Genomic DNA, 16,250 nt, shown 5'->3' with positions numbered 1-16,250 from the left:
GCATTCTGAGATATTTCCACAACTCCTTCCCTTACCAAAATGATTTCCTCATTGATCTTAATAAGATCCTCAGTAGTTTTCAGTGCCTTCTCTACTTCTTCATTGGCAGCTTTACCAGCATTCTCAATATCCACCACAACAATTTTCACATTCTGTTGAATTTCATTCACCAGTTCTGTGATATTTCTGGCTGATTTTTCTGAAGTCTCGGCAAGATTTCTCACTTCATCAGCTACCACTGCAAAGCCCTTTCCATGTTCTCCCGCCCTGGCCGCTTCTATGGCTGCATTTAACGCAAGCAAGTTAGTTTGATCGGCAATTCTTACCACTGCCTGCACAATTTCTCCGATCTCATTGGATTGCTTCTCCAGTTCTCCAACAAGTTTTACGGATTCCATATTGGTATCCGCTGATGCCTTGATCCCTTTAATCATCAATTCTATATCATTAGAAGTATTATCTATCAGTTCTTTTGCAAGATCCACTCTCTTCAAGGATTCTTTCGCGTTCTTTTCTGCCACGACTGAAGCTTTATCGATCTGGTTAATAGCAGCTCTTGACTCTTCGGCTGCAGAAGATGCTTCACTTGCACCTCTGGCAATCTGTTCCATCGTTGCACCAAGTTCTTCGGCTGCACTGCTTGCTTCTTCAATCCCTGAAGCCAACTGCTCTGTTGCAACCGCAATCCTTTCAGAAAGTTGCTGCTGCTTTGCCAGTGTTCTGGCTCTCACTTTATCCTGAGCCTGTTTTCTGGCAAGTTCTCTTTTTTTCTCCATTTCATCTGTGATCCGAAGTGAAGTCTGTGATGTTCCTTTTTCACTTTCCATGTTTGAAGGCTTTGCAAGTTTTTTTTCCATAACATTTTGTCCTCCTATTTTTAAGTAAATTACGATGGTTTATATAATTAAATGCACAAGAATCAGAGTTGTTTCCAGTCCATTGTACATTCCCATCCAATTATATTGCCATGTTGTCAGTTATATCTTAAGGATTAAAAATAATATAGTATGTGTTCACGCCATCAGCAGTAGATTCCTTTCCCATATATCCATCACAGTGCAAAAAAGAAACTTTTTTCCGAAGTTCTTCTATACTGCACTTTATTTTACTTTGAATTCACACTTTGAGTATTTCAGCCATTCACTCGATACCATTCATTTCTGGCATCGTAATATCAAGTGTTACGATATGCAGTTTAACTCTGCAATAAATGAATAAAAGCCACAGCAACATCGTCTGCCATAGCTTTAAATAAGTTCTTCAAATGCAACCTGGCAACCCGACAATCATAGTGTTCTCTCACCTTAGACTCGTGGCTTTGCGTCCTTATTTTTCAATAAGTTTGCCTTTTCATGGTATTCTGTTTTTACTTAACTAAAAATCTCGTCAAATCCCATTGCAATAAATTAAAATTAAAAAATAGTACCAGCTTTGCCAAAGCTTTTTACTCCAAAAATAGAATTAAAAAATTTAGTTGTATTCTCCAAATCAAAATTCCGCTAAATATTGTACGTAAATTCGATACATTTCATAATAATTCGACTTAATTTGATGTAAGTATATCAAACTCATTAAATGATGTCAAACTAAATACCTATAAATTTATATAACTTTTCCAAAAACAGTTGGCGTAGTCATATTCCCGTAAGCAATAAAAAAAGAGTTTCTGACATTATTATTTCAGCAAAAACAATGCCTGGAAACCCCTTACTTTAGAATCTTTATATTCCTTTATCTCTGTTCGCATTTTCTATTCTTAATCCATCTTACATAAAACTCAACAAAGCTGAAAGGTTTAATATCAAAACCATTCGCTTACCATCATTCAGTTTTGCTATTTTGTCTATATAGCAATTCTGATCTTTTTCTTTTAATGCTTCTGAAGCTTTTTCAATACAGGCTTCTGAAAATCTTAAAACGCCAGAAACCGAATCAATCAAGATACCTATTTTCTTATTTTCAAATTCAGCAACTAAAAATTTGGATCCACAATAAGAGTCTAAATCTTGAAGTCCAAACATTTTTCTTAGATTCAGTATAGGTATGACCTCTCCCCTTAAATCAACCATTCCGGCTATGAATTGAGGTGCTCCCGGAAAATGTGTGATTTCGTCAATTCTGTTGACTTCCTGTACCTTATGAATTGCTATTCCATACTCCTCCTCATCAATTCTAAAAATAACATATTCACTGGTAAGTCCTACTTCATCAGGATGGAATGTACTGTCCTTTTTTGATTCTTTTTGATTAACTTCCAAAATCCCTTGTATATCTTCTAAATGAATCAACTGATCAGGCTCTAACATCATAATTAATCTTTGACCGTTGTTCAAATTATAAATTCCTTTAGTAAAACCTATACCAGCAAACATTGCATCCTGCACATTTTCTTTTAATAGTTGCTTTTGCACCTGAACCACATTGGACACCTTATCAACAATTATACCATATGACAAAAATCCATTGTTTATAATAATCACACGACCTCGTTTATCTAAAACTTCACACTTCATACCAAAATATTTTCCCAGATTAATAGCAGCCAAAAGTTCATTTCTTATAGAAAACATACCCTCTATATAGTCTGCCGTATTCGGTACCTTAACAATATCAGGCAATCCAATGATTTCTTTTACATAATCAATACTAAAGGCATATTCTTCTTTACCAACACTAAATATAATAATCTGATCTTCTTCCTCTTTTGCTTCCGAAGATATTAAATCTTCTATGGGGGGATGGTTCTGCTTTACAGTCTCATCAATCCCTTTAACTTTTGTAATTTTCTCGGCATCTAAAATCATAATCACTCTTTTACCCTCATCAAGAACTAGAATACCTTGAATCATTCCACCATCAATTCCTTTAATACTGGATGGAGGTTCGTTTACTTGTGTTTCTTCAATATTGATAACTTCTAAAACTTTATCGGACACCAGTCCTGTCATTTTCCCATGAATATCTGTAACAATAATTCTGCTGTTCTCATTAAATTCCTGTTTTGGCATACCAAATAATTTTCTGCAATCTATAACAGGCAACAAATGATCTCTCAAACTACACAAACCTGTGATATACTCTGGAGCATTAGGAACCTCTGTCACTGAAGGAATCCTGATAATTTCCTTTATATTCGACACTTTTAGAGCAAACTCTTCTTCGCCTACACGAAAAATTACCAACTCTATTTTCTTTGTATCAACAGCTTTTTCTCCATTATCCTCTGCTTCTTTTTTAACATTGTCCAGAATTACTGCCTCTGGCATTATCAAACTATCATTCTCCAACTCTTCCATTGATATTTCTGAATTTTGATTCTGTCCATTCTGTTGCTCTACAAGCACTTCTTTTTTCATCTTCTTAAAATTACCCTGTTTTTTCTTGCTGCTCCTTCCTGCCATTTATATTCGCCAGCCTTTCCACCATATGCTTAAGTTGAATACTTTATTTTTACATAAGCTGCAGGAGATCTATAGGATTCACAATTAAAACCACTTGTCCATTTCCCAGTAAAGTTGACCCAGATATCCCAGGAATAGAGGCCAGATGCCCATCCAATGTTTTTACCACAAACTCCTGTTCATTTTTCAGCTTATCTACAACAATTGCAAAATTCTCAACTCCATTGGATAAAATCACAACATTCAATTCTTCTTTCCCGACATCTCTCTCACCAGACATAAAAACCTTACTCAGCCATTCAATTCTGATAATGTCCCCTCTTAAATGCATGAAACACTTGTCATCATATTTATGAATGTTACTTCTATTAATTTTTACTGAACCAACAATATATTTCAGAGGAATAATATAAGTTTCATTTGCTGCTTCTACAATTAATCCCCGGGAAATCAGGTCACGGGTAACTGCCAGTGAAAGCGGTAATTGGATAATCATCTTCGTCCCTTGATCCACTTCGCTTTCAATCTTTATATTTCCATTTATGCTAACAATATTACTTTTTACAATATCCATACCCACGCCACGACCAGATATCTCTGTAATTTGCTTTGCAGTACTGAACCCTGGAAGAAAAATAAGATTTAACAATTGACTACGAGTCATCCTTTCCGCTTCAGCACGGGTAATAAATCCTTTTTCAATTGCTTTTTCTTTCAATTCCTCAGCATCGATTCCCTTTCCGTCATCTTCAATCTCAATAAATACATACTTGCTATTGCTGTAGGCTCTCAATACAATTCTTCCTATTTCTGGCTTACCTTTTGACAAACGCACGTGAGGGAGCTCTATACCGTGATCCGCAGCATTACGAATCAAATGCACCAAAGGATCTCCAATTTGTTCAATAATTGTCTTGTCTAACTCTGTGTCCTCCCCCTCCAAACGCAACTCCATTTTCTTACCTGTACTTTGAGCTATATCTCTTACGACTCTGGGCATTCTTTGAAAAACTGTTTTGATTTCCACCATTCTTATGGACATAATAGCGTTTTGAAGTTCCTCAGAAATACTGTTTAAATATTCTTCAAAATGTTTCATTTCCTTAGAGATTGCTGGCACTGCATACTCTAAATTCAATTTGGTTGAAATATATGTAAATGAATTTTTTGCAATAAAAAGTTCAGAGACCATATTCATCATTTTATCAATTTTTTCTTGATTAACCCGTATGCTCTGATTTATGCTGCTCTTCGATTTTACTTCATCAACTTTTTCTAATTTCAATTGAGTTGATGCAGCTTTTGATAATGCATCCTGTGATGTTGATTGAATTTGAGATATATGTTCTTTTATTCCATCAAGGATATCATTATTCTGTAAATTCAAAAATTCCTCCGAAAAAAAAGAGTTTATAAAAGACTTTAAATAATCTACCACCAAGAAACTTAAATCAATAAGATCATGATCAAATGGAACTTTCTTGTCTCTTATCAAATCTAATAAATTTTCAAAAGTATGGACAACCTCAGAAAACTTCTTTAATGCTAATTGTTCCTGACTTTGATGAGGTACAGTTGCAAGATATATGCCTGCGCTAGCTTTGGTACTATGCATAATTCTGCAAATCTCACTGATGGCCACTTGATCATCGTCATTGACATCAAGCCGCACTAATAAATCATGCTCGATTTTATCAAAATTCTCCATACTTTCATACAAAAATTGGTCCTTAATTCCCCCTGTCAATCCCTTATTAAACACTTCAGACTGCAGAACTTCCAAATTTTGATCTTCAATAATTTCCTTCTGATCCTTACTGTTTTCATCATCTCTAATTTCACAACTTTCATAAGCTTGTCGCAAAGTTGCAACCAACTGTTTTTCATCTTGCTGATCTTCATATTCCAGATACAATCTACTGTCAACATTTGAATCAAGTTTCATTAATCTCTCAAGAAGTCCTGTTGTATAAGTATCCAAAAAGTCTATATACAAAAGCACTCCATCAATAAGTTCTGTATCAACGGCCACTCTTTTATCTTTTATAGCCTTTAATATGCATTCTACCTCATAAGTTAATCTCACAATACCTGATAGCCCTACAAATGAAGACTCTCTCTTGATTTTTTGGGTCCTTCTAAAAAGATGACTGAGCAAATCTATGTCTTCAGAGTTCACCTCAAGCTTTAGCATATCTTTTTTTAAATCTTCAAGACATTCCTTACACTCATTAATAAACATTTTAACGATATCAATATCTTCTGAATAGATTCTGCTAAACATAATATTCTCCCCTTAAACCAAAAGAAACATTTATTTGGTTTTAATTGATTATTAGAGTCATCTATAGGCAGATATTTCGTTCTGTAATACTACTTAGGCTTAGAATAAACTATTGTATCCCCTATTTTTTGAACTTTATAAGCAGATGAAAACCTTCCAACAGACTCCGAATGTCCTAAGAAAATAAATCCTCCAGGATTCAAGGATTCATAAAAACTTGATAAAACAGTTTTTCTTGACTCATCATCAAAATAGATCAAGCAATTTCGGCAGAATATAAAATCGTATCCTCTAATATTGCTCATATCATTTTGATCCATCAAATTTATTCGCTTAAAAGATACAAGTTTTTTTACACTCAAATTAACAAAATACTTATCCTGCCGCCTTGTAAAATATTTCTCCAGGTATTCAGGAGGTACATCCCTTACAGCTCTGCTTTCATAGATGCCTATTTTTGCACTTTTTAATACCTTGGTATTTATGTCAGAAGCAAGTATTTCAATCTCCCATTCTTCTGGGTGATCAAGCATTTCTAGAAGAATAATGGAAAGAGTATAAGGTTCTTCGCCAGTGGAGCATGCCGCACTCCATATTTTTATTTTTTTTCTGTCACCTTTCTCCCTAACGACTATAGGCAGCACATCCTCTGCAAAATTACGCAATTGAGGAAAATCACGAAAGAAATAAGTTTCATTCACCGTTAACTCGTTGATTAATCTATCAAATTCTGATGTGTCATCTGAAAATTTTAACATCATATAGTACTCATTCAAGTTGTCCATTTCAAGCAATTGTGCACATTTTTCAATCCTTTTTTCTACATAATACTTTTTATTACGTTCATAATATAAACCTGTTTTTCTGTAAATCAATTTTATGAACTTGTCAAATAATTCATCAGATAATACCATTTTTCCTCCTATTATTGCTCATAACTTCCTTAGCAGCTTCTCTCACCTTTTCAAAATAGTCCAGTATTTTTGACAGCACATAAGCTGCATTACTAATATCCAAAAATTCATTGCATGAGCGGCTGCTATACTTGCGAAGGGATCATTGCAGCAGGCGGCATCATATCACAATGCTCATACACTATAACTGCTGAACTATATCATTTTAGATTTATTAATACGCTTCTGCTCATTAATTTGCATAATTTCAACAATACCCTTATGTATTTTCCCAATTTGCTATATGAGATCATTTTTTTACTTTTATACCTTGTATGTCTATTGGTGTTAAATCAATATTTAGCTTATTCACCATGATCTTTAAAAAGACTATGACAAAAGTTTTGTGAACAAAGCATACCTAGAACCGCATCAAATTCAGATTTAAATAGGTTAAACTCTTCAACAGGTTTTATAGAATCAAAAATGTTAATAATCCTTCTGGCATAAGGTCCTTCTGCAATAATACCGACTTCTATCTCATAAACCTTCAATTGATTTTTAAACTCAATCAGAGCTTTGATCTCATTTTCACACAATAAATCCAAGTTACTTAGATCAATAAAAATAGCTAACGTTGCCGATTTATTAACTTTTTCAATAAAATTACTCAATCTACTAACAAAATCTTCCTTTCCAGGTTTAAAGATTCTGAATAAATATTTCCCCTTTGAATAAATATAGGCTCTTTTGGCCAGATTCAGCATTTGAAATTGAATATTGGAATGCAGTTTTTCTTTAGTATCTTTTTTCCTTTTATACATCTTTGTAATAAGAATAAAAAAATCGTTTAAATCCTTCATAAATGAGCTGATTTGATCTTTATTTTTCATTTTGTCACTGACATTAACAGCTTCATTGTATAAAAACTCTATACTGTATAAGGCCTCTATTATGTTAGGTTCTTCTTCGTTTATCTTAATTGCCTTTGATCTGTTAAAAAGCAAATAATATAGCTTTATAAAAATTTTTAAAACAATACTATAAAAAATATGATCTGCATCGTTAAAGAAATAATCATTTTCTTCCAATTTACTTCGAGTTAAATCTACTATATTGATCCCTTTTACATAAAATAAATCAAAATATGTATACAACTCTGCTTCTTCCATATTTGTACATAAAATAATGTCAAAAGTACTTATTGCATTCTCACTAGATAACTCTGAAAAATAGCTATCCGTTACACTTGAATAAGCAATGGTGCCAATATCCTCAACACTTTTTAAAATCATTAACAATACAGGCGAAACCATAGGTGCATCTTCATCTATGAAGAAAGTAACATAATATTTATTTCTGCCTTTAGCTTCTTTATTCAAAAGGCTTGATACAATCCCCATGGCTGGCTGCTCTGCCATAACTTTTTTTTCTTGTTTTTTATTGAATCCGATTAAAGCTGCAATGTCTTCATTAATTTTTAAAGCTTCATCACTAAGGTCCTTTGGCATCTCGTTATTCTCATTTTCTTTTTTATATTCCAACATCTGTTTAACAATATCCAAGCCTTTAAAGCAAAGAGATACAATGCTCTGATCAAACAGTATAGATCCATTTCTTACACAATCAAGCATATCCTCAATTTTATGCATAACATTTCCAATATCTTCATAACCTACCATCTGAGAAGAACCTTTAATTGTATGGGCTATTCTGAACAATTCATTAATATTTTCTGTGGAATATTCCATTTCAAGGCGAATAAGACATTTTTCTGCCTTTTGCAGAATCTCTTCCGTATCTTCCATATACAACTGGATCATGGTATCCATTTAAGTTTACCTCCTAATACAGTGTAATGTCCTTCAGTTGAGTTAACTATTGTACGATTTGAATAATAGATTTTCTCCACCTCTCCAATTTTTCCACAGAGCAATTCATAACTTGGGTGATATACTTTACATCCGAGAATGGTTTCTGTATATAATCGTTAGCGCCATATTCGAGAGCATTTAATATTTTTTCCATTGTGGAATGTCCTGCCATTATAATGATCTGGGTTAATGCATCATAACTTTTAATTTCTTTCAAAAGCTCAACCCCATTCATTTCAGGTAAGTCTATATCCATCAAAACAATATGGTATTTATCGCTTTTGACTTTCTCAAGGGCACTAATAGCGCTTTGAGTAGTTTCTACTTCATAGTTTTCTTGCTCCAGATGTGTTTTTAAAGTACTTAATATTTCTTCATCAGCATCCGCTATCAAAACTTTATATGTATATTTCATCGAATACCTCCATACAATCCCAAAAATACATACCATTAGATTTGATACTAACTCTTTCTGACGGCTTTAATGATTTCATCCGCTATTTTATAGGAGGGCACTACAATCTCAGCACCACCTCTTTCAATTGCTTCCCTCGGCATACCGAAAACCACTGCTGTGGACTCATCCTCAGCTATGGTAATCCCTCCAGCCTTTCTGATCTTTACCATAGCATCAGCTCCATCGTCTCCCATTCCAGTCATAAGAACGCCTATCAATTTCTTTCCTCCAAAGGTATCCAGTGCAGATTCCATTGTCACATTTACCGATGGCATAAAAACAGTTTGAGGATTATGAGAAAGCCGAATCATCCCTTCCCTTCTGATCAAAAGTTGATATCCTCCTGGAGCCAGATAACCTCTCCCGTCCTGAAGAACATCTCCTGGCTCTGCTTCCTTGATCGGGAATGGGCAAGCACTATCCAGTCTTTTTGCAAAAGAAGAAGTAAATGAAGGCGGCATGTGTTGTATGATCACAAGAGCAGCCTGTAAATCCTGTGGGAGCATTGGAAGAACTTCCATTAATGTCCGAGGACCACCTGTAGAAATACCTATGAGGATAATTTTTGAAAGGCCAGTACTAGCAGATATGGATGTTTTAGTCGCAGGTATTGTTATTTTGGCCTTAACTGTAGTACTGCGCCTTTCACTTCTTCGAAGCGTATTTCTCTTTTTGGCATATTCAAAACCCAGTTTAATTTTTTGTATAATTTCCCTTCCGACAACATGGATGTTGGAAGATACAGTTCCTGAAGGTTTAGTAACATAATCAAAGGCACCAAGTTCAAGAGCTTCAAAAGTTATCAAAGCTCCTTCATCAGTAAGTGAACTCACCATCAAAACAGGTATATCCGGATAATCGCTCAATATATACTGCATAGCTGTCAAACCATCCATAACAGGCATATTGATGTCCATAGTTACCACATCCGGTTTTAACTCATGAACTTTTTTAATGGCATCCTCTCCGTTCCTCGCTGTTCCAATTACTTCAAGACTTGGATCGGTCATGACGATTTCTTTCAGAACCTTTCTCATAAGGGCTGAATCATCTGCAATTAATACTTTTATTCTGTCGGTCACGATCATCACCTACCATCATTTTTAGTAAATTCGAATAACCCCAAAGTAATAGTCTCTGATCCTTCGGGGTCAATCCTAAAAAGGCCGAATCTTAACTAAAACTCAATACCTTATTAATATCCAAAATTAATATCATTCGTTTACCATTATTAAGTTTTCCAACACCTTCCACATAATCACTGTCAACTCCATTGCTTAATGTATCAGGTGGGGCTTCTATCAAGGTCTTTTCAAATCTAAGTACTTCCGAAACCGAATCGACCACAATTCCCGTTCTCTTTCCATTATGATCAATGATAATAATCCGTGTGGCATCAGTAATTGATTTTTCTGGAAGATTGAATAGTTTTCTTAAATTCAGTGCAGGTATTACATTTCCTCTTAAATTCACAATTCCTTCAATACAGTATGGAGCTCTGGGTATTTTGGTTACTTCCGTCATCCTGTTGATTTCCTGAACATTAGCAATCTTAACCCCATATTCCACAGAATCTATTTTAAAAGTTACCAGCTGCTCTTCATCAAGCAATTGCTTCTCCATGCCCTTTCTTTCTCTATTCTCTGTATAAATTCCATCAGCGCCGCTAATTCTACTGATTACATCAGCAGAAATTAATTTAGAAGGTTCAAGCATCAAAATCATACGCTTACCATAATTAAGTTTTGCCACTCCTTTGAGCTGATCCTCGGTTTGAGTAGAAAATCTCGGTGGAGGCTGTATAATGCTTGATGGTACACTCAAAACCTCTAAAACCTTGTCCACCATAATTCCCGCAGTAAAACTGCCCATATCCACCACAAGGATTCTGGTGTGATCGTTAACCTCCAGATGCTCCATTCCAAAATATGCTCTTAAATTGATTATAGGTAACAAGTTATTACGTATGGAAACTACTCCTTCTATGTATTCTTCACAATTTGGAACCTTTACTATTTGAGGTGTGCGAATAATTTCCTTAATCTGCATAATACCAATGGCATATTCTTCTTTCCCCAAAAGAAAGGAAACCAATTGCTCCTCATCTATAGACTCTTTACTGTTGATATTTAAGTCAGCATTGCTCTTCTTTTGTAAATTTTCGTCCTGAACTTTACTCTCTTGTTTTTTTACATTATTGACACTAAGTGCCTTTACAATATCCAAAAGCATGATAAGCCTGTTCCCATTCTCCAACTTTACAACACCATTTAAATAATCAGAGTCCACATTTCTCACAATTTCTGGTGGTTCCTCTATATCTGCAATATTTACTCTCATTACTTCTGATACCTTATCTACAATCACTCCAGTAGCCTTACCGTCTACATCAATCACTAATACTCTGTTGTTTTCATCTTTTTTTTCCTTTTTTAGATTAAACCAGGTCCTCCCATCGATGATTGGCAAAACATTCCCTCTTAAGTTGCATGCACCCTCGACATAGGTGGGAGCATTCGGCACTCGAGTAATATCAGGAACTCTAATAATTTCTTTTACGTCCATGATATCGACCCCGAATTCATCCTCTCCAATCTGGAAGGTAACTAGCTGGCGCTCGGTAAAGCTGGCATTGTTTATACCAGTAGCCATGACTATCCCCTCCATTCTCTACATATTCTGAAGCTCATCAGCCAATCCTGAGATCTCTTCAATCGCTTCTGCAAGTTCCTGCATACCTTTGGCTTGTTGATTTGCTGCTGCTGCTGCCTGTTCAGCTCCACTGCTGGCTTCCTGAGCAGCGGTTGCAATCTGATCCACACCCTTCTTTGCCTGTTCCAAAGCCACTAACGACTCTTCTGATCCTTTAAGAATCTCTCTTGCTCCTGCAAGGATCTCTATCATGCTTTCTTCAATAATATTGAGATTGTGTGTTGTTTTCTTTGCATTTTCCACTTCTGCTAAAGACGTTTTGCTGGAAAGATCAATATCCGCTGCAACTCTTTGAATCTGATTCTGAATGCCTCTTACAAGATCCTTGATCTTATCTGTGTTTTCCGCAGATTCATTGGCAAGCGCTCTTATATCTCCGGCAACAACTGAAAACCCTCTTCCGAATTCTCCTGCTCTTGCTGCTTCAATAGAACCGTTTACAGCCAGCATATTCGTTTGAATGGTTACATTGACTATAGCATCCACAATCTTATCGATTCTTCTTGTAGTTTCTTCCAGATTTTTTATATTCTTAGCTGAAATAATACTGGATTCTGCTGAAGAAGATATTCCAGTAATCAAATTATCCACTGCGGTTTTATTTACCTCTAGCAATTTTTGGAGCTCCTCTATTTTTTCTGCAGAGAATTTCGCCCTGTCACTCATTTGCTGCGCAGCTACTGCAAGCCTTTCACCTAGTCTTGCAGCTTTATCAGTAAGCTCTGCCTGTGCCTGAGCACCTGCTGAAATCTGCTGCATTGCCTTTAGAATCTCATTGGCAGTAGAATTTGCTTCCTCCACATTAGCTGACAATTCCTCTGAAGCCGCTGCAAGGGATTCCGAAGATTTTTGGGGATCCGTAGAATACTTTAAGTCTTCAGCCATCTGAGCCAAATCAGCAGCACCTGCATTTAACTCATTAAAAGCCAAATTTTGCATTTGAATTGATTTTTCTACTTCCTCTGCAGCACTGCTTTGCTGTTCAGCCGCTACAGCAATCTGTTCAGCCATCGTCAGGAACTCACTGGCTCCTTTATTGGAATCCACTGCACTTTGAGCTATTTCCACAACTCCTTCCCTTACCAAAATGATTTCCTCATTGATCTTAATAAGATCCTCAGTAGTTTTCAGTGCCTTCTCTACTTCTTCATTGGCAGCTTTACCAGCATTCTCAATATCCACCACAACAATTTTCACATTCTGTTGAATTTCATTCACCAGTTCTGTGATATTTCTGGCTGATTTTTCTGAAGTCTCGGCAAGGTTTCTCACTTCATCAGCTACCACTGCAAAGCCCTTTCCATGTTCTCCCGCCCTGGCCGCTTCTATGGCTGCATTTAACGCAAGCAAGTTAGTTTGATCGGCAATTCTCACCACTGCCTGCACAATTTCTCCGATCTCATTGGATTGCTTCTCCAATTCTCCAACAAGCCTTACAGATTCCATGTTGGTATCAGCTGATTCTTTTATTCCTTTAATCATGAGTTCTATATCGTTTGAAGTATTTTCTATCAATTCTTTTGCCAAATCCACTCTTTTTAGAGATTCTCTTGCATTTTTTTCAGATATAATGGAAGCTTTATCAATCTGGTTAATAGCAGCTCTTGACTCTTCAGCTGCAGAAGACGCTTCATTCGCTCCTGTTGCAATTTGCCCCATTGTTGCACCAAGTTCTTCGGCTGCGCTGCTTGCTTCCTCAATTCCTGAAGCCAGCTGTTCGGTTGCAACTGCAATTCTTTCTGCCAATTGCTGTTGCTTGGCCAATGTCCTGGCTCTCACTTTATCTTGTGCTTGCTTTCTGGCAAGTTCTCTTTTTTTCTCCATTTCATCTGTCATCCGAAAAGATGCTTGTGTTACTCCTTTTTCACTTTCTCTGTTTGATGGTTTTGCAAGTTTTTTTTCCATAATATTTGACCTCCCATGCTTAAATAGATTACAATGGTTTATTTGATTAAATGCACAAGAATCGGAAGTCTTCTTTTTCCCTGATCCATCGCACATTTTCATCCAAATTATGTTGTAATATTTTCAGTGACCTCCTCAGGATTGAAAATTATGTAATACATATTCACACCATCACCTGTTGGCTCATTTCCTATATAACCATCACGATATAAAAGAAAAATTTTCTGCCGAAGTTCTTCTATATTGCACTTTATATTGCTTTGAATCAGAATTTTATGTATTTCAGCTAATGTATAAAATTGCAATTCACCAATCTTTATGTATTTTAAAAGTTCTTCATCCGTCAGTTGAAGCATAACTTCCACACCTCTTAATCATTAATACCCAATATTGTTATTTAATCATTTCCTAAACTTATTCAAATAATTAATCACCACTTCAGGTTTGTACGGCTTTACAATAAAGCCCCGTGCACCATTTAGAATCGCTTTCTGTACATAGGGTTCTTGTCCCATAGCAGAAACCATGATTACAGCCGGCTTAGATTCCAATTTATTAATTTCAGCCATACACTCTATACCATCCATTTCTGGCATTGTAATATCAAGTGTTACGATATCCGGTCTTAATTCCTTGATTTTCCTTAGTGCCACTTGACCATTTTCAGCTTCACCTACAACCTCAAAGCCATTTTGTGTAAGCAATTGTTTAAGCTGTGCCCGAATAAATGCTGCATCATCCACCACTAATACCCTTGTCATATTTACCACCTCTTGGCATTTGAATATTCTGTTTATTTTTTATTATATGAATATATTTTAAATTAATAAAATTCCATCATAATTGTTTGCAATAATCCTAACAGAAAAAACTTAATAGTTGACTAATAAGTTTATAAGTTGCTTCCTCATATTTAATTATTTTGCCTATTTTGAATTAAGTAAATCTTGATAAGAGGGATTAGAAGAATTCCTTTCTTCTTATTCCAAACTCAGTATTTATCGACCCTAATCTATTGCTTTTTCGATATCAAATTTTAAAATTCGACGTAGATCGACTTTGCGTCGTAAGTATATCAAATTGATTATGTCATGTCAAACTAATTACCCATAAAACAAAAAAATTTTTTTACACTCCTTATGTATGAAATGATTTATCCAAAAATAAATCCCAGATATGACTTGGCAAATACATATCTAGGGTTTATATTGAAAAAATGACTTATTCAATTTCTATGAATGTTGCATAACTATAATTCTATATCCTCATCGTGAGTGAATTATATTTCCTATACTCTACATACTCAGAAAGGAAATACCCCATAAATAAACCCCAGATATGTTTCTTCAGATACATATCTGGGGTTTACTTGACGAAAAATTATTCCATCGCTTCGCATTCTAACAATTCAATACTTTTAATCAACACAAACTGAATTAAATATCTGGACTGCTTTTTAACAAGTCGGACTATGTTTTAAGCGTTTTCTCAGCAATCCAGTTGAAAACATCATAGACAAATATAAAATAAACATATAGACAGGGAACATTTTAGCACCGACAAACTGTGCAATCAGACTGAAAACGGGTGGAACCAGCATGATTGCCATATAACACATTCCCATTTGAAATCCAATGATTGACTGCGACAATTCTTTTCCGAAATTCAATGGTGTCAAATGTGTCATATTCGGAAATAAACTTCCGTTGCCAAAACCAACTGTAAATAGTCCCACAACAGCAAAATATGGGTTTGCTGTAATAAACATCAGAATAATCGCAAGTCCGGTAATAGCTTGCCCCCCATAAATAAGGATATCAGGTCTGAGTTTTGATGCAAGTAGCCCCGATGCAAATCTGCCCAATGTAACTCCAACAAAATACAGCGTAACAAGTGCAGCTGCTCTGTCCGGCTCGAAACCCTTTCCATCTGCGAGAAATGTTGCTCCCCATATGAGACAGGTGGATTCAATTCCACAAGAGAACATCATGACTTCTACATGAGAACGAACAGCTGGCATCATGACTATTTGCTTAACTGATAGCAGTTTTTGCGTGGTTTCCTCTGTAGTATCGTCAAATTTTACCTTTCTCCACAGAGGAATTGACAGTGTCATAATCAAAGCAATGACTGCCTGTAAAATAAACATAGTTGTATATCCTCTGCGCCAGTCGGAATTGTCTGAAAGGGCAAATGACATAAGATAAGGACTCAGAGAGACTCCTACTCCGTAAAAGCAATGCAGAAAATTCATCTGCATATTGTTATAATGCAAAGCAACATAATTATTCATCGCAACATCTATGGCTCCTGCTCCTATGCCAAGGGGTATTGCCCAAAAACAAAAGGTTGCAAGACCTGTCGACTTCGAAAAAGCAAATAATGCCACAGCTGTTAATATAGTACTTAAAGAACCAACTTTTGCAGTTCCAAGTTTTGCAATCATTCTTGCACCCATAAAACTCGAGATGATTGTGCCAGCATAAATAAGCATTGAAACAATGGAAGATGCTGATACAGGAAGATTGAATTCCCGATAAATAACAGGCCATGCCGCTCCAAAAAGCGAATCAGGAATACCCAAACCAATATATGAAATATAAATAATGATTAAAAGCAGTATAGCCATTATGTCACCTCAAATTAAAATTAATCTGCAGTTATGGTTTTCTTCATAAACCCACTTACTACAGTGTAAATCATTTAACGACATTTCGCAAGATT

General features: G+C 35.6%; 11 protein-coding genes, 2 pseudogenes and 1 riboswitch. All 13 genes and pseudogenes read right to left on the bottom strand.

Annotated features, from left to right (window positions below):
- Positions 1-29 precede the first annotated feature (29 nt).
- Positions 30-398: pseudogene (locus JOD07_RS16010) on the bottom strand (methyl-accepting chemotaxis protein); the annotation flags it as partial.
- Positions 399-1,270: 872 nt separating this feature from the next.
- Positions 1,271-1,357, bottom strand: a riboswitch (cyclic di-GMP riboswitch).
- A gap of 409 nt (positions 1,358-1,766) precedes the next feature.
- Entirely contained in the window at positions 1,767-3,401 is a 1,635-nt protein-coding gene (locus JOD07_RS10030; RefSeq protein ID WP_204613822.1) for a chemotaxis protein CheW, read from the bottom strand.
- Between the two features lie 49 nt (positions 3,402-3,450).
- The gene (locus JOD07_RS10025) at positions 3,451-5,685 is read right to left on the bottom strand and encodes a chemotaxis protein CheW (protein ID WP_204613819.1); all 2,235 of its coding nucleotides are present in this window, start codon (positions 5,683-5,685) and stop codon (positions 3,451-3,453) included.
- Positions 5,686-5,774: 89 nt separating this feature from the next.
- Positions 5,775-6,599 carry a CheR family methyltransferase gene (locus JOD07_RS10020; RefSeq protein ID WP_204613817.1) on the bottom strand — a complete coding sequence of 275 codons (825 nt, stop codon included), beginning with the start codon at positions 6,597-6,599 and terminating at the stop codon, positions 5,775-5,777.
- A gap of 344 nt (positions 6,600-6,943) precedes the next feature.
- Positions 6,944-8,410: an Hpt domain-containing protein gene (locus JOD07_RS10015; protein WP_204613815.1), complete on the bottom strand. Its 1,467-nt coding sequence runs from the start codon at positions 8,408-8,410 to the stop codon at positions 6,944-6,946.
- A 46-nt stretch (positions 8,411-8,456) separates the two neighbouring features.
- Complete coding sequence (locus JOD07_RS10010; protein ID WP_204613811.1) at positions 8,457-8,867, bottom strand: response regulator; 411 nt, start codon at positions 8,865-8,867, stop codon at positions 8,457-8,459.
- A gap of 47 nt (positions 8,868-8,914) precedes the next feature.
- Positions 8,915-9,991 carry a protein-glutamate methylesterase/protein-glutamine glutaminase gene (locus JOD07_RS10005; protein ID WP_330636244.1) on the bottom strand — a complete coding sequence of 359 codons (1,077 nt, stop codon included), beginning with the start codon at positions 9,989-9,991 and terminating at the stop codon, positions 8,915-8,917.
- A 91-nt stretch (positions 9,992-10,082) separates the two neighbouring features.
- Positions 10,083-11,561 (bottom strand): chemotaxis protein CheW, encoded by a 1,479-nt coding sequence (locus JOD07_RS10000; RefSeq protein WP_204613808.1) that lies wholly within the window; start codon positions 11,559-11,561, stop codon positions 10,083-10,085.
- Positions 11,562-11,579: 18 nt separating this feature from the next.
- The gene (locus tag JOD07_RS16005; protein ID WP_416387172.1) at positions 11,580-12,632 is read right to left on the bottom strand and encodes a methyl-accepting chemotaxis protein; all 1,053 of its coding nucleotides are present in this window, start codon (positions 12,630-12,632) and stop codon (positions 11,580-11,582) included.
- Between the two features lie 51 nt (positions 12,633-12,683).
- Positions 12,684-13,067: pseudogene (locus tag JOD07_RS16000) on the bottom strand (methyl-accepting chemotaxis protein); the annotation flags it as partial.
- Positions 13,068-13,633: 566 nt separating this feature from the next.
- Positions 13,634-13,882, bottom strand: a complete 249-nt coding sequence (locus JOD07_RS09990) for a hypothetical protein (protein WP_158741368.1) — start codon at positions 13,880-13,882, stop codon at positions 13,634-13,636.
- Between the two features lie 45 nt (positions 13,883-13,927).
- A complete protein-coding gene (locus JOD07_RS09985; RefSeq protein WP_158741369.1) occupies positions 13,928-14,287 on the bottom strand; it encodes a response regulator in 360 nt (119 codons plus the stop codon).
- Between the two features lie 695 nt (positions 14,288-14,982).
- Positions 14,983-16,155 carry an MFS transporter gene (locus tag JOD07_RS09980; protein WP_201800604.1) on the bottom strand — a complete coding sequence of 391 codons (1,173 nt, stop codon included), beginning with the start codon at positions 16,153-16,155 and terminating at the stop codon, positions 14,983-14,985.
- Between the last annotated feature and the right edge of the window lie 95 nt (positions 16,156-16,250).

The organism is Defluviitalea raffinosedens (genome assembly GCF_016908775.1).
GTDB lineage: Bacteria > Bacillota > Clostridia > Lachnospirales > Defluviitaleaceae > Defluviitalea > Defluviitalea raffinosedens.
Note: the sequence above shows the minus strand (reverse complement) of the source record. Positions and strands in the feature narration are given on the sequence as shown.